The organism is Parabacteroides sp. Marseille-P3160 (genome assembly GCF_900162725.1).
Classification (GTDB): domain Bacteria; phylum Bacteroidota; class Bacteroidia; order Bacteroidales; family Tannerellaceae; genus Marseille-P3160.
In genome coordinates this window covers 3,778,626-3,801,203 of sequence record NZ_LT799418.1, presented here as the reverse complement: position 1 = coordinate 3,801,203, position 22,578 = coordinate 3,778,626, and the positions used below count along the sequence as shown (strand labels likewise).

General features: G+C 44.1%; 16 protein-coding genes. 10 read left to right on the top strand and 6 right to left on the bottom strand.

Translation table 11 applies throughout. The annotated features are described in order from the left end of the window. Positions 1-9: 9 nt before the first annotated feature. Positions 10-1,575: a SusD/RagB family nutrient-binding outer membrane lipoprotein gene (locus BQ8014_RS15255; protein ID WP_080905104.1), complete on the bottom strand. Its 1,566-nt coding sequence runs from the start codon at positions 1,573-1,575 to the stop codon at positions 10-12. A 44-nt stretch (positions 1,576-1,619) separates the two neighbouring features. After that, positions 1,620-4,976 (bottom strand): SusC/RagA family TonB-linked outer membrane protein, encoded by a 3,357-nt coding sequence (locus BQ8014_RS15250; protein ID WP_080905103.1) that lies wholly within the window; start codon positions 4,974-4,976, stop codon positions 1,620-1,622. Between the two features lie 242 nt (positions 4,977-5,218). Between BQ8014_RS15250 and BQ8014_RS15245 the strand changes: the two genes are divergently transcribed. The 9 genes from BQ8014_RS15245 (at position 5,219) to sufD (ending at position 18,376) form a co-directional block, all read left to right on the top strand. After that, a complete protein-coding gene (locus BQ8014_RS15245; RefSeq protein ID WP_080905102.1) occupies positions 5,219-5,626 on the top strand; it encodes a hypothetical protein in 408 nt (135 codons plus the stop codon). Beyond that, on the top strand, positions 5,613-9,224 hold the full coding sequence (locus tag BQ8014_RS15240; RefSeq protein ID WP_160150102.1) for a hybrid sensor histidine kinase/response regulator transcription factor: 3,612 nt from the start codon (positions 5,613-5,615) through the stop codon (positions 9,222-9,224). The genes BQ8014_RS15245 and BQ8014_RS15240 overlap by 14 nt, the downstream gene beginning before the upstream one ends. A gap of 265 nt (positions 9,225-9,489) precedes the next feature. Then, positions 9,490-9,957, top strand: coding sequence for a ribosome assembly cofactor RimP (rimP, locus tag BQ8014_RS15235; RefSeq protein ID WP_080905100.1), 468 nt, complete (start codon positions 9,490-9,492; stop codon positions 9,955-9,957). Between the two features lie 3 nt (positions 9,958-9,960). Beyond that, positions 9,961-11,247 carry a transcription termination factor NusA gene (gene nusA, locus BQ8014_RS15230; RefSeq protein ID WP_080905099.1) on the top strand — a complete coding sequence of 429 codons (1,287 nt, stop codon included), beginning with the start codon at positions 9,961-9,963 and terminating at the stop codon, positions 11,245-11,247. Between the two features lie 20 nt (positions 11,248-11,267). Further along, positions 11,268-14,288: a translation initiation factor IF-2 gene (infB, locus tag BQ8014_RS15225; protein ID WP_080905098.1), complete on the top strand. Its 3,021-nt coding sequence runs from the start codon at positions 11,268-11,270 to the stop codon at positions 14,286-14,288. Positions 14,289-14,297: 9 nt separating this feature from the next. Beyond that, positions 14,298-14,789, top strand: a complete 492-nt coding sequence (locus BQ8014_RS15220) for a CvpA family protein (protein WP_080905097.1) — start codon at positions 14,298-14,300, stop codon at positions 14,787-14,789. Between the two features lie 21 nt (positions 14,790-14,810). After that, positions 14,811-16,256, top strand: a complete 1,446-nt coding sequence (gene sufB / locus BQ8014_RS15215) for a Fe-S cluster assembly protein SufB (RefSeq protein ID WP_080905096.1) — start codon at positions 14,811-14,813, stop codon at positions 16,254-16,256. A gap of 16 nt (positions 16,257-16,272) precedes the next feature. Then, complete coding sequence (gene sufC, locus BQ8014_RS15210) at positions 16,273-17,028, top strand: Fe-S cluster assembly ATPase SufC (protein ID WP_080905095.1); 756 nt, start codon at positions 16,273-16,275, stop codon at positions 17,026-17,028. A gap of 1 nt (position 17,029) precedes the next feature. Next, positions 17,030-18,376 (top strand): Fe-S cluster assembly protein SufD, encoded by a 1,347-nt coding sequence (gene sufD, locus BQ8014_RS15205; protein ID WP_080905094.1) that lies wholly within the window; start codon positions 17,030-17,032, stop codon positions 18,374-18,376. A gap of 135 nt (positions 18,377-18,511) precedes the next feature. Here the strand turns inward: sufD and BQ8014_RS15200 are convergent, their stop codons facing one another. The 3 genes from BQ8014_RS15200 to BQ8014_RS15190 are packed head-to-tail and all read right to left on the bottom strand — an operon-like array spanning position 18,512 to position 20,718. Next, entirely contained in the window at positions 18,512-19,045 is a 534-nt protein-coding gene (locus BQ8014_RS15200) for an IbrB-like domain-containing protein (RefSeq protein WP_080905093.1), read from the bottom strand. Beyond that, positions 19,038-20,327, bottom strand: coding sequence for a DUF3440 domain-containing protein (locus BQ8014_RS15195; protein ID WP_080905092.1), 1,290 nt, complete (start codon positions 20,325-20,327; stop codon positions 19,038-19,040). Before BQ8014_RS15195 ends, BQ8014_RS15200 begins: the two co-directional genes overlap by 8 nt. Further along, entirely contained in the window at positions 20,308-20,718 is a 411-nt protein-coding gene (locus BQ8014_RS15190; protein ID WP_080905091.1) for a hypothetical protein, read from the bottom strand. Before BQ8014_RS15190 ends, BQ8014_RS15195 begins: the two co-directional genes overlap by 20 nt. Positions 20,719-20,829: 111 nt before the next feature. On the opposite strand from BQ8014_RS15190, the gene BQ8014_RS15185 reads away from it, so the two are divergent. Continuing rightward, positions 20,830-21,387, top strand: coding sequence for an RNA polymerase sigma-70 factor (locus BQ8014_RS15185; protein ID WP_080905090.1), 558 nt, complete (start codon positions 20,830-20,832; stop codon positions 21,385-21,387). A gap of 62 nt (positions 21,388-21,449) precedes the next feature. Here the strand turns inward: BQ8014_RS15185 and BQ8014_RS15180 are convergent, their stop codons facing one another. Beyond that, on the bottom strand, positions 21,450-22,475 hold the full coding sequence (locus BQ8014_RS15180) for a phosphotriesterase family protein (protein ID WP_080905089.1): 1,026 nt from the start codon (positions 22,473-22,475) through the stop codon (positions 21,450-21,452). Positions 22,476-22,578 lie beyond the last annotated feature (103 nt).

Below are 22,578 nucleotides of genomic sequence, written 5' to 3'. Positions count from 1 at the left end.
CTAAACTCTCTATTTTGCCCAGAATAGTTTATTGTAATAGGTATCGTTTGCCTGAACTTCTGCATATTTGATAGGGTTACTATTCTTTTCATCAGTCGGATAACGCAGACGGTCCGGAACATTCGGGCAATCGGCTGTGGCGTTGTCAACCTGGAAGAAAAGAGCCGGAATGCCTGTCCTCCGAATGTCACTCCATGCCTGAACCATTTGTAGTAAGCTGAAATGCAGCCATTTCTGGGTGCCGATGGCGATTTCTTTGGAAGGATAGGCGTCCCATTTGGAAGCGGCAAAAGCGGCAATTTCCGTATTGGACGGAGCGGTAGTCGGAGTACGGTAAGTAGCCGTAGCGTTGATCTCGTAATATAATTCGATAGAATGCTTGACCCCTGCTTCAAATGCCGCTTTGGCATCCCCGGAAGCATATCCTTTTTGGAAGGCTTCCGCTTTGATAAAGTCTACTTCGGCCGCAGTCATAATTACGCCCGGCATTTCTTCGTTTCGGCTGAAGGTTGCCGTATCTACCGCAGAATAGTAATCGCCTTTGTTGAAGTTGATCGTTTGTTCCGCTTCCGTTTCGGTCGTATTCATGCCAATGTATTGACCGCTTCCGTTCTTATCGTAGATGATATCCAGGCGGGGATCTCCTGTCAGGTTGGTTACCATTGTGGCTGAGGCGCGGTTACATTGTCCGGCCCATGATTCGAAACCTTCACGGATTTCGTCAAGGACTTTAAAGTCAATTCCATATCCGGCCGTTTGGATGATGGTATTTTCATTATTATTCTCGATTACGGGATAAGTGGACGGATCGGATAAGATTTCGTTAATCACGGATTTACCTTTGGAAGTTAATGATCCGTTTTCAGATACCCGTAAAGCCATACGTAAACGCAAGGAATTCGCATATTTTCTCCATAAAGAAAGGTCTCCGCCATTAATGTAATCCTGAGTGGTCAGGTAAGTACTGGTCAATGTGGAGAGATTGGTCATGGAAGCCAACTTGGTATTGATATTCTGCAATTCGTCCAACATCGTTTCATAGATGCTTTCCGCCGTTTCATAAGAGGGGTAAGAATTCGCAACATCACCTGTGATCGCCAAGTAACCGGCTTCACTGAAAGGAACATTTCCCCATAAATCGACAATCTGTTGCAAATGATCGTATAGGTAAATGGTTGAAAGCAGTACGAATACTTCATAGTCCGATTTCTCATCCTCCGGTAAATTATTATACGTATATTCCAATAACCGGTATTGAGTTAAGACATTATAGAAATTCTTCCATCGGTCGTTATTATAAGATTCACCCATACCAAGATACATTCCTTTTTCATTGGTGAAACCCATGGTTTGGGCGAATTTTCCGATTTGTTGGGTCTCGAAAGTAAAATAGCGGTAGTAGGAAGATAATGTATAAGTATTGCCTGCCTGAAAAATTCCTGTCATCAGTTTTTCACAAGAAACGTTTGATGTCTTGGATGGGTCTGGATAACGGTCTGTATAATCCGAATCACTGCAGGCATTGAAAGAGATCATGGCTGCACATGCTAGTATAATTAATAATATCTGTTTCATTTTCTTTAATTTTTTGATTAATCTGTTCCTTTTATATTATACCATTAGAAACTTGCACGTAAGGATAGGCCGAATGTCCGGGTTGTTGCCGTGGAACCTCCGATCACTGTTTGTGATTGCCAGGAAGTACCATCCGTAGCCTCTGCATCCATAGAAGGCATTTTCTTGTAAATGTAAAACAGGTTACGACCATAAACGGATAACGTCAGGTTTTTACAAGCTAATTTGGAGGCGATAACCTTCGGGAGGCTATATCCTAAAGATAGCTCGCGGAATTTCACATAGCTGTTATCTATGATAGACTTCTCGTATGTTACGTAGCCTGATGATCCCCAGCCGTATTGTTCTGCATAATAGAAGTCGGAAGGAACAATGATATCGTTCGCGGAACCATTTTCTTTTACTCCCGGAAGGATCACTCCGTTATCATATACTTTTTCTCCGTTAGGACCGGCGGATGCCCTGGTTGCAATGGTTTTGCCTCCGGCTACGTCATTTCCTTCAAAATAATAAGTCAGACCTCCATGTGCGGCGTCACGATAATCTAAAGATTCTACAATGTTACCGATATTCATCATATATTGGTATGGTTGGTTTAATACAGCCCCTCCGATACGGAAATCGACGGTTGCATCCACAAAGAAATTCTTATAATTGAAAGAAGTTCCGATACCACCTATAGCTTTCGGCATGGCATTTCCTACTTTTTTGCGTTCGGTATAATCCACTATATACAAGCCTTCTTCATCAACTATTTTATTGCCGTTCGCATCTTCTTTGGGGACATAGGCATAGAGATCACCCATCGATTCTCCTACGATGGATTTTAATTCAACTGCCCCGTCCCAAGTCGTGTGGACCAACTCGGTTAATCCATTTTGTAGTTTGTTCACCTTGTTTTTGTTGAATGAAAGGTTCCCTCGAAGATCCCAACGGAAATCTTTCGTCTCAACAGGAGTTCCATAAACCGAAATATCCAGCCCGTTGTTTTGTAATTCTCCTACGTTTAACAAGATCGATGTTCCTCCGGCGGATTGAGGCATTGTTGTTTCAAGAATTTGATCTTTTACTTTGTTTGTATAATAAGAAATTTCAAATCCTAAACGGTTATTGAAAAATTTACTTTCCAAACCGAATTCAAGTTCATGTTTTTCTTCCGGACGAATTGTTTCATTTCCTAATTTTCCATCTACATTATTATAGATATAACCTTCGAATGTACTTTGATTGTAGGCTTGAACAGCTTTGTATATTTCCGGAGCATTACCTACAATACCGTAAGAAACGCGTACTTTCCCATAATCATACCAATCGGGTTTGCTGTCCTTCAATGCTTCCGTAAAGATGAAACTTCCGTTTACAGACGGATAGGTATAGGAGTTATTTCCTTTGGAAAGAGTGGATATCTTTTCTTGGCGAAGGGTTCCTTCCAAGTATAAATAATTATCGTAAGATAAACTCAATGTTCCTAAAAGAGCTGTTTTCATGAATTCCTGCTTTAACATATTGGCATTTTTTGCATTTTTGCTGGCATTGATATGGAACCAGTTTTCTACAGACAAACCTCCGTTCGTACCTACTTCGCTGTTAAATGCTTTTTCCATACGTCCTTGCCAGCCGACATTAGCCGTTAATCCGATTTTATCAGTCAATTGTTTATCATACATCAATAGAACATCGCTATAATAGATTTCATAGCGCTTATTGTTCAGTCCGTAATATCCGGTATATGTTCCGAAAGCAATGGGACTTTCCGTATTCTCCATTTTCTCAATTTTTTCGGAAGTAAAATCGGTCGCTGCACGTCCGCGCAATGTCAAACCGTCAATAATTTTCCAGGTCGGAGTAACACTGGCGATTAAACGGTTATTTTCTTCCGCCTGTTTACGCCCTAAAATATTCCAGAAATATTCATCCAGCAAAGCCCATCCATAGGGTTGCCAAGCAAACGATTCGTCAGGTGTCAATGTTCTATTCGTTCCGTAGGTGTTTTTATAGCCCAAGCTGGTTACCGTTTTTTCACGGATCAAAGCGACATCTTCAAAAGAGCCGAACATACCTCCATAATTGTTGGTCAAACGGGAGATCCGATAGGGGCGGTTTTCAATATCCTGACGAATATAGTTGACGGTATAATCAATTTTTATTTTTTCATTTAAAGAATTACTTCCGACAAGATTGAAATTATGCTTATTATAGGAGCTGTTATACTGTGTCGGACGGTTATCTGCATAAGTATAAGAAAAACGTGTATTGCTTTTTTCACTTCCTTGTGTAATAGCTACATTATAAGTTTGATTAATACCCGTGCGGAAAATGTCTTTCCACTGGTTACGGGTGATGGCATTATACGGGCGATATTCGCCATCCCAATAATATACGTCACTTCCATCGTATTTAGGTCCGAATTGTACGGACGTTCTGCGTATGGATTTTACCTGTTGCCCGTTTACTTCTCTTTGAATAAATCCTCCGCTGGAAATTTCATAAGAATTACTCATATACCTTGCCGGATAACCAGGCCCAAATACAGTTTGAATCTCGGGCATATAGGCCACGTTGTCAAAGCTGACATTAGCACTGAAATCGACTCCTATACCGGAAGTTCCTTTACCGCTTTTCGTCGTGATCATCACGACACCGTTGGCTGCCTCCGAGCCGTATAATGCCGAGGCGGATGCTCCTTTAAGGATAGAAAGGCTTTCAATATCTTCCGGATTGATATCTACCAAACCATTGCTGTTTACGCGCTGATCGGTCCAGTAACCGTCGTTATTGGCCTCTCCATTACGAATAGGTACCCCGTCCACAATAATCAACGGCTGGTTTGTTCCTGTAATAGAGCTTAATCCGCGAATGTTAATGGAAACCGCGGAAGTGCTTCCGCCCGGAGCCGCCTGGATACGTACTCCGGATGCTTTACCATATAAAGAGGTGGCAAAGTTGGGTGTCCCTGTTTTGATCAGATCTTCACTTGAGATCGTACTTACGGCGTAGCCTAATTTTTTAGCGTCTTTCTGGATTCCTAAAGCGGTTACAACAACTTCATTCAAGGCATGAGAATCTTCAATCAATATAATATCCAATGACGTTTGTCCCGTAAATTTAATTAATTGAGTTTGGTACCCAAGGAATGAAACCTGAATCGATTCACCTTCCTTTACTTCTAAGCTGAACTTTCCATCCAAGTCGCTAATGGCCCCGCTGCTCGTTCCCGGAATGACGATGGAAGCGCCTGCTACCGGACCGGAAACATCACGGATCGTTCCGGTAACCTTCTTCTTTTGTTGGGAAATCGCTGTATTTCCAGGATTTGTTTGGCTTTCAGCGTAGCTTACCATCGGCAAACTCAATGAAGCAACTAATAAAAATAAGCTGACTGGTCGTTTGATTTTTAACATAATGATTCTCTTTTTACGATAATATTTTTACGATAAATCAATAAAAACAAAAAAAAATAAATATGGCGTATATATATGATTTAAGGTAAAACTATAGATTTGTACGTTTTATGCCTAGTTTTATTTAGTATTTAACAGTACAATTTTATTGTGCGTATGAAATATTCATATTTTTGTACGAAAAGAATAGTATTGGGGTCGTTTTCGCAATCCGAATCGTTATTTGTTTTTATTTTTCGAGTATGAAAAAAAGCTTTTTATTTGTTTTTTTTAACCTTGCGGTTTGTTTTTTGGCTGCTAAAGATTACCATTTTCAAACCTTGGGAAGTTTACAGGGACTTTCGCAATCTTCCGCTATCTCTATCTGGCAGGACGGATGGGGAAGAATCTGGTTGGGCAATGACGCCCTTAACTGTTATGATGGAGTGAATGTGAAGGTATACAAGTTGTCCGAATATTTCAGGGAGGTGATCGATGCCGATATTCATGCCTTTTGCGGAACGGATTCCCTGCTCTATTTTTTAGCGGAGGACAAGTTGCTTTACTTTAACCTGATTACCGAGCAATTTGTGTTGACCGGTATTCAGACCGATGTCATTTGTAGCGAAGGCGGTGAATTGTATTATGCCAATAAGAATGTATTATATTAGGTATAATCCGGCGAAGAAAGCGGGGGAAACCATCTATTCTTTTACTCCGGATGCCATAGATCCGACTTCCATGGTTTCCCTTGGAAATAAACGTTTCGGCATTGGTACGACAGCCGGCATCTATCTGGTCGATCCGGTGAAAAAGAAAACAATCTCCACCGGTTTGCACGGTGAATTTATATCCTATTTACTGCATGATTCCCATGGGAGATTGTGGGCTGCCTGCCGTTCCAAACAAATTTATGTAGCTAAACCGCAGGAGATGGGGAGGTTCACTCTCTTCACTCCGGTTTGTAAAGACGGCGTTATCCGTGATGAGATTTATTGTATGGAAGAAGATGCAAAAGGGTCTTTCTGGGTTGGAACGCTTTCGGGGCTTTATCGCCTAAGCTTGGAGGAAGGTTCCCGGGAAGCCGTCCTGGATGAATATTTATTGAAGGGATCCAGCATCTTTGACTTGCACTCCGACCGGCAGGGATCTTTGTGGATCGGATCTTATTACGGCGATGTCCGTTATTTCAATCCGGCGATAGACAATTACGACTATTATCCGACGCAGGAAAACGATGTAAATTCCATGCATGGCGTAGTGCTCGGACAAATCGTGGAAGACCGGGCGAATACCTTATATATTGCAACCGAAGGAAGTGGAATAAACATCCTCCGGAAAGGTAACAAGCAGGTTGGCCATATCGTTTCGGCTCCCGGCGGTTTGCCGCACGATAAGATCCGCGCCTTGTGGTATGACAAAGAATATGACCGCCTGTACATGAGTGTCTATATGAAAGGACTTTACTGCCGGGACGGGAGTACCAAACGCATTTATCCTGTGATCGATAGGGTAATGACAGATACTTACCAGCGGATAATCGAAGAAATCATTCCCTATAAGGGCGATTTGATCCTGTTGACTCAGAATGGCTTGTTTAAAATGAACCGGAAAACCCAGGGAATATCTTTCTTCTTCGAGTCGGAGGAATTGAGAGAGATGACTTCGGGCATCGTCCGTACGGTTTTTGTGGATGAAAGGGATGTGATGTGGGTTTCTTCCCATTTGAAAGGATTATTTACGATTAATCTGCGGACAAACCAGGTTTCCGCCTTTTACGGCGACGGACTGAGCGAAAACAGCATCATCCCCAGCGCAATCCTTCAGATAGGAGGAAGTGCCGAAAAAGGTTTGTACTTTATGACTTTACGTTCCGGTCTTTTGCGTTATCATGCCGATAAAAATTCTTTTTCCCTGATTAACCGGGAGAATGGACTGTTGCTGAGCGATATCTGTTATTGCATGACTTTTACCCTGTATGGCAGTCTTGTGGTGACGAGCAACCGGGGATTGACGATACTGAATGTTTCTCCCGACGGAAAGTTACTTTCTCCCCGCCATCTGCCGTTTGGGAAAGCGTTACCGCTGACCGGATTCAGCGGAGATTGCGGTCTCTACGCCTCTCCGCATGAAGACCGGATTTATGTCGGCGGACTTTATGGTTTGTTCTCTTTTTCCGAGCGGGATATGATCAATAGTAATATGGACTATCCGATGTTTTTCTCTTCCCTTTCCGTCAACAACAAACCTGTCAAGGCTTCTACCCCTCTTCTGCCGAAAAGCATCCTCGCGACTAAAAAAATCGTGTTGCCCTATTCCAAGAACTCGATTAGCCTGACTTTTGCTTCTACCAACTACTTGTCTTCCTCTTTTACGACTTATGAATATAAGTTGGAGGGATTAGACAAGTTATGGACACCGGCCGAGCATAATACAATCGTATACAATTCCCTTCGCCCGGGAATTTATCACCTCATTGTCAGGGAAGAAGCCGATCCGGCACGCCGGATTCAATTGGAGATTGTCGTGAAGTCCCCATATTGGCTCTCTCTCCCGGCGATTGCCCTTTATTCCTTTTTGATTTTTGCCCTTATCTACTGGATTGTCCGTTTCTATCGCAGCCGGTCGAGGTTGAAGATATCATTGGCCCTGGAAAAAAAAGAATTGGAACGGATCGAGACAGTCAACAAACATAAAATAGAATTCTTTACCAATATATCCAATGAGTTCCGCACGCCGTTGACCCTGATCGTCGCTTCTTTGGACCGGCTGATGCATGACACTTCCCAGATCGGGAAGGGGCGCATCGAGCGCATCCGGAGACAGGTGGTGAGGCTACAGGAATTGATGACGGAATTACTGGATTTTCGCAAAATGGAATCCGGCAGCTTGCGCCTAAAGGTAAGGACGGCCAATATCTCCCAGTTTGTCCAGGAGATTTTGGGCAGTTTCTCCGAATATACAGCCGAAAAGAAGGTGAATTGCCGGTTTCTCGGGGCGAATGACGGACTTTATATCTGGTTTGATCCGGCCCAGATGCAAAAGGTCTTTTATAATTTGTTGTCGACGGCATTTAAAGCGACACCGCCCAAGGGAGAGGTCGTAATGAGCGTACAGCGTAAAAATAACAAGATGGAGATACGGATCGGCTACCAATTGTCGGACTATGATCTGTCCGGCGTGGAACAGTTCATAGAGGACTTCAATCATCCGGAAGAAAGCAAAAAAGAAGGTATTACTCTGTTTTCCGACCGGGGAATCGGCCTGGCTTTCAGCCGGGGAATCATACAACTGCATAAAGGATCTATCCGGGCTGAAAAGGAGGAGGACAAACTTGTGTTCGTGATTTCACTTCGTTTAGGCAATTCCCATTTCGACCAGGATGAACTGGAAGAATTTCCGGAACCGGTTGCACCGCTCGAGTTGATGGAACGATTGGTCGTCGACCGGGATGCCGAAGAGCTTACCGAAGAGTGGGGGGGCGAATCCAAAGGTAACAAGCTTTTCAAAATGCTCCTGGTGGATAATGATGATGAGATTTTACTCCTCTTGAAAGATTCCCTTTCTTTGATCTATGAGGTGAACATCATTAAAGACGGAGAGCAGGCCTATCAATATGCCATCTCAGAGCAACCCGACATCATCCTGAGCGAAATCAATATTCCCCGTTTGTCCGGACTCGAAATGTGTGAAATGTTGAAGACGAATGTGAAGACGCTCCATATTCCGGTAGTCTTATTGGCTGCCCAACCTTCTTTCGAGCAGAAAGTGGATAGCATCCGGCGCGGTGCCGATGAATATATCGAGAAGCCGTTTGATATGGAACTTCTTTTCCTGCAATGTAATAAATTGGTGCGGAATAGCAAACGCCTGCTTAACCTGGAGAAAAGCATCGAAAACGAACCGCTCATCAGAGGAACCAACCCGAAAGACCGGCTTTTCCTGGAAGCTGCCGATCGCGTCATCCTGCAACATCTTTCGGATCCTAACTTTGACGTGAACTTATGGAGCTGCGAGTTAAAAATCGGGCGCACCCACCTGTTCAACCAGGTCAAACGGATTACAGGGCTGACTCCCAATGATTATGTGCTCCGCCTGAAGATGAATAAAGCCATGCTTTTGCTGGATGAAGAGAAGGTACAGAACCCGATAGCCCAGATAGCCTATCAATTGGGTTTCACGAATCCAGCCTACTTCAGCCGCATTTTCAAAAAGCAATTCGGCGTCACCCCCCGCGAGTTCCGTGACCGTAAAGAGGGCGGAAGTTGACAAAATCCGTATGACTTACGCCCTGTGAGGATTTCCTTCACACTTTTTCGAAGGCTTTTCATATTTAATACGTATAATTAAAGTCTTCCGCCATTTTTACCGGCTTGTCGGGTAGGTTCTGCGTTATTCTATAGAAAATAGTGAATAATCTTTTGTTTCATATTGTTTTGCAAAGTCACGAGGGATTTGTATATTTGCAGGCGATTAAGTGAAGATGAGGAGGGGGCGGGTAGTCCCCTTCTTTTATTGTAACGGGATAAACAATATGATCGATAAGGGCGTAGTGAGACAAATAGTGGAGGAGAAGCTGGCCGGTTCGGATGACTATTTAGTGGATGTCATGGTGAAGGCGGGCAACCGGATTGTGATTGAAATAGACAATGATGAAGGTGTCTGTATCGACGATTGTGTGGAGTTGAGCCGCTATGTGGAAGAACATTTGGACCGCGATGTAGAGGATTATGAGTTGGAAGTCGGTTCGGCGGGAATTACCGCTCCGTTCAAGGTGCTCCGGCAGTACGTAAAAAACATCGGAAACGAAGTGGAGGTGCTGTTGAATGACGGAGTGAAACTGACCGGTATCCTTAAATCCGCTGATGAATCGGGGATTGTGCTTACGGTCGAAAAGAAAGTAAAACCGGAAGGTGTGAAGCGGAAAGTTACCGTGGAAGAGGACCGGACTTATAAAAAAGAAGAAATAAAACAGACAAAATATCTAATTAGATTCAAGTAAATTATGGCAAAGAAAGAGGAAACAATCAGCATGATCGATACGCTGGCGGAATTCAAGGAATTGAAAAATATTGACAAGGATACGATGATCAGTGTGTTGGAAGAGTCATTCCGTAATGTGATTGCCAAAATGTTCGGGACGGATGAGAACTATGACGTGATTATCAATCCGGAGAAAGGAGATTTTGAAATCTGGAGAAACCGGATCGTCGTGGAAGATGATGAACTGACGGATGCCAATTTGCAGACCAAACTGAGTGAAGCGCGTGAGATCGATCCGGATTGCGAAGTCGGGGAAGAGGTTACCGACGAGGTACATTTTGCCAAATTCGGCCGTCGTGCAATCCTGAACCTGCGCCAGACGCTGGCTTCCAAGATACTTGAATTGCAGAAGGATAATTTGTACGCTAAATATAAGGAACGCGTCGGAAGCATTATTGCAGCGGACGTGTACCAAGTCTGGAAGAAAGAAATCCTGTTGCTGGATGACGAGGGAAATGAGTTGCTGCTTCCCAAATCGGAGCAAATCCCTTCGGACTTCTACCGCAAAGGCGAAACGGTACGTGCGGTCATACAACGGGTGGAAAACGTGAACAACAATCCGAAGATCATTCTTTCACGTACGGACAAGGTCTTCCTTCAACGCCTGTTCGAGTTGGAAGTACCTGAAATTAACGACGGACTGATTACGATCAAGGCGATTGCCCGTATTCCGGGCGAACGCGCCAAGGTGGCGGTCGAGTCGTATGACGACCGGATCGACCCGGTAGGCGCCTGCGTCGGAATGAAGGGTTCCCGTATCCATGGAATCGTAAGAGAGTTAAAAAATGAAAATATAGATGTAATTAACTATACATCTAATATATCTTTGTTCATTCAACGAGCCTTGAGTCCTGCCAAAATTTCATCTATTCGGGTGAATGAGGAAGAAAAGAGAGCTGAGGTCTTTCTTCGTCCCGAAGAAGTTTCACTGGCTATCGGAAAAGGAGGATTGAATATCAAGCTGGCTTGTATGTTGACAGAGTATACGATCGATGTCTTCCGTGATGTGGAAGGCGCGGATGAAGAAGATATTTACCTGGATGAATTTGCGGATGAAATCGACTCCTGGGTAATCGATGCGTTGAAAAATATCGGTTGTTATACCGCGAAAGCGGTATTGGCGATGAAACGCGAAGAGATTATCGAACGTGCCGACCTGGAAGAGCAAACGGTAGACGACGTCCTTGCTATCCTGTCGGCCGAGTTTGAGGGTGAGGATGAAGGAGGAGAAGACGAAGCAAAGAAATAAAGAACACGACAAAGTAAAATATGCCTATAAAATTAATTAAAGTAACAAGAGACTTGAACGTAGGAATTACGACGGTCGTCGATTTCCTGCACGGGAAAGGTTTTCCTGTTGAGAGCAACCCCAACATGAAGATCAGTGATGAACAGTATACTTTGCTCGTGAATGAGTTTGGGAAAGATCTGTCCGAAGCGGAACGGAAAAGATTGATGAACCAAATAACCCCGTCGGCGCCTACACCTGCCTCTTCAATCAAACATCCGAAGAAAGAGGAGAAAAAGGAAGAGGAGAAAAAGCCGGAACTGATCAAGACGGAAATACCAAAAGAATTTATTCCCAAAATAGTAACGAAGGGGCACATTGATTTGGATGCTCCTCGCGTGCATATATATAAACAGGAAGACGTTTTGGCCGGCAAACCTTCTCCGAAGGAAGAAGAACAGCCCAAGGAAAAAGCGCCGGAAAAAGAACAGACTGTAGAAAAAGAGGCCGTGGAAACAAAGACAATAGAAGAGCCTGTGCGTAAAGCGGAGGAATCAGAGAAGAAAGTAAAACCTGAAGCCGCCGTCACAGAGCCGGCTGCAGTCGCTGAAAAGACGGAGCCGGTTGCTGCCGCCAAAGAACCGGAGAAAACCGTCGCCAAGGAACCGGAAAAAGAAACCGTACCGCCTCCTTCTCCTTCCGTTGAAAAGCCGGCGGAGCCTGAAGCCGCTTCGGCGGAGGAAGAAACGATCTTTCGTATCGGTACGCCCAAATTCGAATCGAAGATTAAGGTCACCGGAAAGATCAATCTGGATTCATTGAACCAGTCTACCCGCCCTAAAAAGAAGACCAAGGAAGAACGGAAAAAAGAACGGGAAGAGAAACGGGAAAAATTCAACGAACACAAGGCCCGGTCGGCAGCCTCGACATCCGACCAGAATGGAACGGGTCATTCGTCCGCTCCGGGCATTAAGAAGGTTGTAATCCTGAAATCGGCACAGAATGCCGCCGGAGGTTCTGCGGACGCGGACGGAAAGAAGAAACGGAAGCGGATCAAGAAAGACCGGGTGGATATATCCAATACTCCGGGCACGAACGTTCGTCCGACGCATGAACGCCGCACGCAGCATCTGAAGAAACCGGTGAAAGCCGAAGTGAATGAGGAAGATGTACAAAAGCAGATCAAGGAAACCTTAGCCCGCCTGACCAATAAAGGGAGTAAGGCCGGAAAAGGTGCGAAATACCGCCGGGATAAACGGGACGCCGCCGAAAGACGTGAGCATGAACTGTTGGAGCAGGAGGAAAGGGAAAGCCGCATCCTGAAACTGACGGAGTTTGTTACCGCCAACGACTTGGCGAACATGATGGATGTACCGGTTACGCAGGTTATCTCGACCTGTATGAGTATCGGTATTATGGTTTCTATCAACCAGCGCCTGGATGCGGAGACCATCAATATAGTAGCCGACGAGTTCGGCTTCAAGACCGAATATGTGAGCGCCGAAGTAATTGACGCCATCAAGGAAGAGGAAGATAATGAAGATGATTGGGTATCTCGTCCGCCGATCGTGACGGTCATGGGACACGTAGACCACGGTAAGACATCATTGCTGGATAATATCCGTAATGCAAACGTCATTGCTGGTGAGGCCGGAGGGATTACGCAACATATCGGGGCATACAATGTAAAACTGGCTTCCGGGCGGCGCATCACCTTCCTGGATACGCCGGGGCATGAAGCTTTTACGGCCATGCGTGCCCGTGGAGCGAAAGTGACGGATATCGCCATTATCATTATAGCTGCGGACGATAATGTGATGCCACAGACGGTTGAAGCGATCAACCATGCTTCGGCTGCGGGCGTTCCGATCGTTTTTGCCATTAACAAAATAGATAAGCCCCATGCTAATCCGGAAAAGATCAAAGAAGAACTGGCGGGGATGAATTATCTGGTTGAAGATTGGGGAGGAAAGTACCAATGTCAGGAAATTTCGGCCAAGAAAGGGATCGGCGTTCAGGAACTTCTTGAAAAAGTGTTGCTTGAAGCCGATTTGCTGGATCTGAAAGCCAATCCGAAAAGACGTGCCAGCGGTTCCGTCATTGAATCGTCGTTGGATAAAGGGCGCGGATACGTGGCGACCATCTTGGTTGAGAACGGGACTTTGAAGATCGGCGATGTCGTCCTGGCCGGTACGCATCACGGGCGCATAAAGGCGATGTTCAACGAACGTAACCTGCGTGTGGAAACGGCCGGTCCTTCGGAACCGGTACTGATCCTTGGATTAGATGGAGCGCCGCAGGCCGGCGACCTGTTTAACGTGATGGAGACGGAGCAGGAGGCGCGTGAAATTGCAAACCGCCGGGAACAATTGCAACGCGAACTGGGATTGCGTACGCAGAAGATGCTTACGCTGGATGATATCGGACGGCGTATTGCTGTCGGAAACTTCCAGGAACTGAATGTCATTGTCAAGGGAGATGTGGACGGTTCGGTAGAGGCTTTGTCGGACTCCTTGATACGTCTGTCGACCGAAGAGATACAGGTGAACGTGATTCATAAGGCGGTGGGACAAATCTCGGAATCGGATGTGGTTCTTGCGGCCGCTTCCGACGCGATTATTATCGGTTTCCAAGTACGACCGGCCTTATTGGCCCGCCGGATGGCGGAGAAAGAAGGCGTCGAAATACGTTTGTATTCGATCATCTATGATGCGATCAATGAGGTGAAGAGTGCGATGGAAGGTATGTTGTCTCCGGAGATCAAAGAAGAAATATGCGGAAATGTGGATGTCCAGCAAGTATTTAAAATTACTAAAGTAGGGACGGTTGCCGGATGTGTCGTGAAAGAAGGTAAGATCAAGCGAAGCAATAAAGTCCGGGTGATCCGCGACGGTATTGTGATCCATACAGGTGAAATAGCCTCCTTGAAGCGCTTCAAAGATGAAGTGAAGGAGGTTACGGCCGGTTTGGATTGCGGTATTTCCCTTACCAACTATAATGACATTCAGGTAGGCGACATCATTGAAGCTTTTGAGGAGACGGAAATTCGGAAGACTTTATAATTAAAGGATATGAACTGGTTAGACATTAGTTTGTTGTGTCTGGCAGTGATCGGATTGATAAAAGGCCTGTCTGACGGATTAGTCAGACAGGTTATTTCGCTTATAGCCTTATTGGCGGCCATTTATTTTTGTGCGGAAGTGGCGGTCTGGGTAAGAGAGCATTTGCTTAAATCGGATTGGTTCCCACAGGAAGCGGCGATGATCGGGAGTTATGTATTGGCTTTCCTGCTGATCGTAGGCATTGTGGTTTCTACGGGTGAAATTGTCCATCGGGTATTGGAGGTTACTCCGCTCAGTTTATTCAACCATTTGGTCGGTGGAGTTTTCGGCCTGATTGCAACCCTCTTTTTTTTAAGTTTATTTTTGAACTTATTGGAAGTCCTTGATCCCAAATCTTCTTTTATTTCATTGGAAACGAAGGTTGAATCCCGGTTTTATTTTACCGTACGCAATATTGTCCCAACCATTTATCCGAATGACTTGTTTAATAAAGGAGAATAACTATTTAATGATGTATGAGTAATGCAAGATTCCAATAATATACTGAATGAAGTAACAAGCGGAGACTATAAATACGGATTTGTCACGGACGTCGATACGGATACGATTCCCAAAGGACTCAACGAAGACATTATCCGGGCGATCTCCGCGAAAAAAGAAGAGCCTGAGTGGCTCCTTGATTTTCGCCTCAAAGCCTATAGGCATTGGCAGACGATGGAAATGCCCGTGTGGCCGCATTTGTCTATTCCCTCCATCGATTATCAGGATATCATTTATTATGCCGCCCCAAGGAGGAAAGAAGGACCTAAAAACCTGGATGAAGTAGATCCGGAGTTGCTGAAGACATTTGATAAGCTGGGGATTCCTCTGGAGGAACAGAAGATTCTGAGCGGAATGGCTGTGGATGCCGTTATGGATAGTGTTTCCGTCAAGACGACTTTTAAAGACGTGCTGGCAGAAAAAGGAATTATCTTTTGCTCTTTCAGCGAGGCTGTCAAGCATCATCCCGACTTGGTAAAACGCTTCCTCGGCAGCGTTGTGAGTTACCGGGATAACTTTTTTGCGGCGTTGAATTCGGCTGTCTTTTCGGACGGCTCGTTTGTTTATATCCCCAAAGGAGTACGCTGTCCGATGGAGCTGAGTACGTATTTCCGTATTAATGCGGCGAATACGGGACAGTTCGAGCGTACACTGATTGTGGCGGATGACGAGTCTTATGTAAGTTATCTGGAAGGATGTACAGCTCCGATGCGGGATGAAAACCAACTGCATGCCGCGATTGTGGAAATTATCGCCCTGGAACATGCCGAAGTGAAATATTCCACGGTACAGAACTGGTATCCGGGGGATAAAGAAGGGAAAGGCGGTATTTATAATTTTGTAACCAAACGCGGTTTGTGCAAAGGGGAAGGAAGTAAAATTTCCTGGACACAGGTGGAAACCGGCTCTGCGATTACATGGAAATATCCCAGTTGCATTTTGGCCGGGGATAATTCGGTCGGAGAGTTTTATTCGGTTGCCGTAACGAACCATTACCAACAGGCCGATACGGGTACCAAGATGATCCATCTGGGGAAGAATACGCGTAGTACGATTGTCTCGAAAGGAATTTCCGCCGGATTCAGCCAGAACAGTTATCGCGGTTTGGTGAAAGTTGTTCCTCGTGCCGAAGGCGCCCGCAACCATAGCCAATGCGACAGCCTTTTGTTGAGTTCTACTTGCGGGGCCCATACATTCCCGTATGCCGATATTCAGAATGAAACGGCGGTCATAGAGCATGAAGCGACGACAAGCAAGATTAGCGAAGAACAGTTGTTTTATTGTAATCAGCGGGGGATAACGACTGAAGAAGCCGTTGGCCTGATTGTAAACGGATATGCGCGTGAAGTAATGAATAAACTGCCTATGGAGTTTGCCGTAGAGGCTCAGAAGCTTCTCTCTATTTCTCTGGAAGGTAGTGTCGGATAATAAATAAATAAAAAACATGTTAGATATAAAGAATTTGCATGCCAATGTCGATGGCAAGGAAATATTAAAGGGAATTGATCTTTTTGTTAAAGCCGGAGAAATACATGCAATTATGGGGCCGAACGGTTCCGGTAAGAGTACGCTGAGTAGCGTATTGGTCGGAAATCCGGCTTTTGAAGTGACCGAAGGAGAAGTGACTTTCGAGGGAAAGGATCTGCTGGAGCTTTCTCCCGAAGAACGGAGTTGCGAAGGGATTTTCCTCAGTTTCCAATATCCGGTGGAGATTCCGGGGGTAAGTATGGTGAATTTTATGCGATCGGCTGTAAATGAGCATCGTAAGTATAAAGGAGAATCTCCGGTATCGGCTACCGATTTCCTGAAGTTGATGCGTGAAAAGCGTGAATTGGTGGAGATGGACAGCAAACTAACCAGCCGGAGTGTGAACGAAGGCTTTTCCGGAGGAGAAAAGAAAAGAAATGAAATCTTCCAGATGGCGATGCTGGAACCTACATTGGCTATTCTGGATGAAACGGATAGCGGTTTGGATATTGACGCCTTGCGGATTGTAGCAAAGGGTGTGAATCATTTAAAAACACCTCGGAATGCAACGATTGTCATTACCCATTACCAGCGGTTGTTGGAATATATTAAACCGGATTTTGTACACGTTCTTTACAAAGGGCGCATCGTGAAATCTGCCGGTCCGGAACTTGCTTTGGAATTAGAGGAGAAAGGGTATGACTGGATAAAAAAAGAAGTGGAGGGAGAGTAATATGAGAGCCGAACAATCCTATATTGATCTGTTTACACAGTATGAGGACTTGATTTGCAAGCATAGCTCCCCTGTGCTCAACCATTTTCGTAAGGACGCTTTCGAAGCTTTTGAGCGACTCGGATTCCCTTCTTTGAAAGGAGAGGATTACAAATATACGGACGTCGCCCGCTCGTTCGCGCCTGATTATGGGCTGAACCTGAGCCGGAAGCCGGTACCCGTCAATCCGGAAGATGTATTTTGTTGCGATGTTCCCAACTTGAGTACTTCCTTGTATTTCATTGTCAATGATTCTTTTTATGAGAGAAATCAACCGAATGTAGTTTTCCCTCCGGGCGTTTTTGCCGGAAGCCTGAAAAGCTTTGCGGAACAGCATCCGGAACTGGTTTCCCGGTATTATGGCAAAGCCGCCTCTTTTTCAAAGGACGGAGTGATTGCATTGAATACGATGCTTGCCCAGGATGGTTTTGTCCTTTATGTTCCGGAAGGTGTGAAGGTAGAACGCCCGATTCAGTTGATTAATATTTTCAGGAGTGATCGTGATTTGATGGCAAACCGGAGGATGTTGGTAATTATGGAACCTCATTCCGAAGCCCGGCTTTTGGTTTGTGACCATAGCATTGATGATGTAAAGTTCCTGTCGACACAAGTGGTGGAGATTTTTGCCGCTGAAGGCGCTTACTTCGATTTTTATGATTTGGAAGAAAGCAGTGTCTCGACCACCCGGTTTTCTTCGCTTCATGTAGAGCAGGGCGCTTCATCGAATGTTCTGGTGGATGGAATTACGTTGAACAATGGTTTGAGCCGTAACAATTATTATATCGATCTCAACGGAGAAGGGGCCCAAACTTACCTTTGCGGGATGTCTATATTAGACAGGGAGCAACAGGTAGATACGTATACCTATATCAATCATGCCGTTCCTCACTGTACCAGTAATGAACTTTTCAAGAATGTGTTGAACGATCGTTCCGTCGGAGCTTTTAGCGGACGGATCTATGTGGCGAAGGATGCCCAGAAAACGCAGGCTTATCAGAATAATCGTAACTTATGTATGACACGGGAAGCACGGATGTTCAGTAAGCCTCAATTGGAAATCTATGCCGACGATGTGAAATGTTCGCACGGTATGACGACCGGACAAATCGATGAAAATGCCTTGTTTTATATGCAGAGTCGTGGAATCTCCAAAGAAGAAGCACGTTTGATGTTGAGTGTCGCTTTTACGTCCGATGTCATCGACCATGTACGTTTGGATGCTTTGAAGAGCCGTCTACATGAATTGGTAGAAAAACGTTTTCGCGGCGAATTGGCCAGGTGTTCGACCTGTCACAAAATAAAAATGTGAACCGGAGAGGAAAGGCTGTCCCCAAAGTCATGACTTGTACGGGAAAAATTGAGTGCACTCAATATCAAAAAGGAATATACTCGATCAATTGATCGAGTATATTCCTTTTTCAGGGCGGCGCAATGCTCTTTTTAGCTAAAAAATCTTAGCGTGTCTTTCGGGAATGCTAAAATCTTTATCCGCAAATAGAGCGGCTAAACCCGAAATCTGTTTAAGCCTAAGTAGTTCATCCTTATCCATGCCGATATTCTTTATAATCCATGCATCACTCATTCCTGCCTTTTTGAGTTCGCTTACCAGATTGGTCATAAGTTCAATGCTATGTATCCCTCGGGCCCGGTTATGCCTGATGGTTGAAGCCATTCGATTGGACAGATCTTTGTTAATCACCGTTACAGGCAGGCAACCTTTTTCCCGATTATAAATGCGTTGCGATGTTTTTATTACCATATATCTGTGGAATCCATCTACAAGTTCGTATCTGTCTTCTTCAGAACAATAATAGCAGACACACGGCATCGTATACCCGTCTTCCCAAATGGAAAGTTCCAGAAGTTCCATTTCCGGAGGTGCAACTACATTGGGATTATATGCATTTGCTCTTATTTTTTCTATCGGAACCCGTCTGACATTGTAAGCAGGACTAATGTACTCATTATTCTCATTCATTTGTGTTTTTTTGATAAAATTCCATTATGTTTTTTCGCTCTTCGATTTCTTTTTTGGTCATGGCAAATCCCATATATTTACACAGATGATCATTTTTAAGGATACATATGCACATTCGCTTGAAAGTGGGTAAATACTTGAATTCCTGAATATTTATTGTATCCTGATATTCCATCTTTACCGGGGATTTGCTCGTCTTGTAGTTCGAATGCGGCAATACCTCAATTTCAATGCCGCAAGCTTGTAATTTTTCGATAGTCTCACAAGAAAGGCAACCTCCTTTGGTTCGCCAAAAATTAATGCTTACGGATAATTTCTGTAAATAATGCAACCGCGTTTTTTCAGGCAAGGTGGACAAAAGGAAGTGCATATAGCTTTCCCATGTATGGCCCGGTGGAAGGGTGATTTTACTATGTCGTGCCACAGCGCTCGTACTCCCGTAAATAGCAGTAAAATTTACGCCATTCACGCGGCATATCATTTTTCCCCACATGTCAGGATCAATAGCACGGTAAAGCGACAGGCTTTCTTGTGCGGCAGAAATAAACGGGCTGGCTACCCGCTGCCTTTCCAAAGTTACGCCGGCTTGATAATACAGGTCATAAAGCCTGTTGTAATCCCAGCCGAAGCGACCGTTTGCCGTCCATATGTCGGTTGTCAACCAGTCATATATCACATATGCATTATATATATTATCTGATAACTGATGAGTCCATTTTATATTGTGATACATCTGGCACCTTCTGTTGCCGTATATCGTTCTCCATCGATGAAGACTTTCCTGAGTTCGTATGCCAACCAGACAACATGTTCTTTTGCTTTTTTTCAAACGATGATGCCATTGGGCAAACAGGGTCTGAAAATCATAATCCCACATTTCCATAGTATAAAAAGGGAAATCTTCTTTTGTATAACAGCCTGCAGGCATTTCCCGTACCCAAAACTTTCTGCAGGCATCCTCCCAAGGGCGCCAGAAAGTCTGGTACATAGAAGTACAAGTACTTACTTTGAATGGGACGCAAATATGGTATATTTCCAGCAAGTCGGAATTATGTTGAAATACCCGGTCAATATAGCGGATCGTCTCATTATACTGGATTTCATAATCCATATGAAATACTCCGATTTTTCTCTTGATATTGTTTTCCTTCATATATTGCAAACAAAGATTGAGCATAACACCACTGTCTTTACCGCCGGAAAAAGAAATATAGATGTTATCAAACTCGTTAAACAGTATTTTTATCCGGTTCATTGCCCGTTCATAGACGTTTTTTTTCATTTGAGACAACTTTCATTTTAACATATCTTTTCCATTGAAATATCGTTACAAAACCATTTTGCTCAAAAAGAGGGATATGACGTATTTGTGTTACCGATTCGACTTCAAAGTCAGGCCAAAGATCCTGTATGACCTCTTTTAATAATGTCGATAGAACCGTACTTTCGTCATTGGCGATGAAATAGTTATTTATTATCGCTTTTCCCTCTTTTAATTTTACCGGGATAAAGCCGAGGATATTGCCTTCGTTTGTGGCGACGAACCAGCGATATTCAGGAGACGTTTTATATGAGTAATTCAAATTGTAACTTAAGACTTCTTCCTTCATTACCAGATGGGCTATGAGGTTATAAAGTTGTCGGTCTTCTCCTTTCAATTTGATGATATCCATAATAACATAATTGAATGGTATATAATTTACCTTTTCGCAAAATTAGTAAATATTTAATGGATATGGATGTTTTTTTTATTCATATATTTGCCATAAGTTAATCTGGAAATCATGGATAAGGAGAACGAAATCAGTGCATTTAACCAACTCTTTACGACTTACCACGGACGTTTTGTCCATTTTGCGAATTCGTATGTCCGGGAGTTGGCGGTAGCGGAGGATTTCGTACTTGAGGCGTTCATGTACTATTGGGAAAACCAGCAGACCCTCGCTTCGGAATCCAATCCGTCGGCTTATATCCTTACTATTATAAAGCATAAATGTCTTAATTATTTACAACATCTTCAAGTACGGGAAGATGCCTCAGAGAAACTGCGTGTGCATGCCTTATGGGAGTTTAACCTCCGGATATCCACCTTGGAAGCATGTGACCCGAACGAACTGTTTATTGATGAAGCAAAAGAAATCGTTGACCGGACATTGGCGTCATTACCTGAACAAACCCGGCAGGCCTTTCTCTTAAATCGCGAGCATAATCTCTCTTATAAAGAAATCGCTCAGCGTTTAGGATTGAGTATCAGTGGGGTAGAATATCATATCTCTAAAGCTTTGACTCGATTGCGGATTTCATTAAAAGACTATTTCCTGATTATTCTTTTATTCGTTTAAGTAATAGTTTGAACGTTATATTTTATTTTATTGATTCGGATGACTTTATCGATTATTTAATTTCATACTTTTCTGATGCTTATGGCTAACGCACGAGCCGGATTTTTTCTGAAAAGCTTATCAATATCTTTTTCTGTAAATTTTTCCTCTTCCAGTGCAGGGATAAGGTCTTTGAAAACTGTATCGAACGGTCGGAAATTACCTCCGTCCGGTTCTCCTACATGGTACCAGCCCGCATCATGGGAGATCAGTACTTTATGAAGCATCTGGGCCTCTTTCATATCTTTCAGGAATTGAATATATTCTCGGAGGGATTGTGTATTCAGGCCATCAAAGGAAACCCAGCCTCCCTCTTTCGCTACTTGCAAATGTACAGCTCTGTCGTTTTCGTTTTGGGCATGTGTCCAGATCCATGCTTCCGGGCGTACGCCTTTGTTTTTAAGTATTCTCATTTCTTCCAGAGCCGCCTCTCCATTACCGGTGTGTATGGCGATGGTCAAACCTGTGTTCAGATGGGTCAATGCCGCCGCTTCGACCAGTTTGTGTTGCACCTCGGAAAGTGGATAGGCGTCAACGCCTATTTTAATGAAGCCGGGCCTAATGCCGGTACCTTCGATCCCTTCTTTCCATTCCCGCGTCCATCTTGCAGCCAGTTGTCCGGCAGATTCGGAATACGTATGAGGAGGCAAATATTTTCCATTGCCGGCCCCATAGTATCCTGTGTTGGTAATAATATGCAGTCCACTTGCTTTGGAGAGCCGCTGCAAAAGCTTTACATCCCGGCTTAAATAAGCCGGGGTACATTCCACAAACGTATTGCACCCGTTGCGTACGATTTGTTCCAGGTAAGGCAGCGTCTTTGCAAATACTATATCAGCGTCATAACGGGATGGGGTTACTTTATCCGCGCCGATGAAATCAACGAGGATATGTTCATGCGGTAAAATAAGCCCGGTCTTATTTATAGGCACAGCACCATTCACAGTCATTAGGTAATCAGCTTTCTGATTCGTTGCGCTTTTGAATGAGAAAAGTGAAGGTGCACATACTAATAATCCGGTAGTACGGATAAATTCTTTTCTATTCATCTATTTTTGTTTTTTTTACTATAAGACTGCATTCCACTTAATATACAAATCTATAAATAGATAGGATAAAAACAAAAGAATTTGGCAAGTTGCATCAATAAAT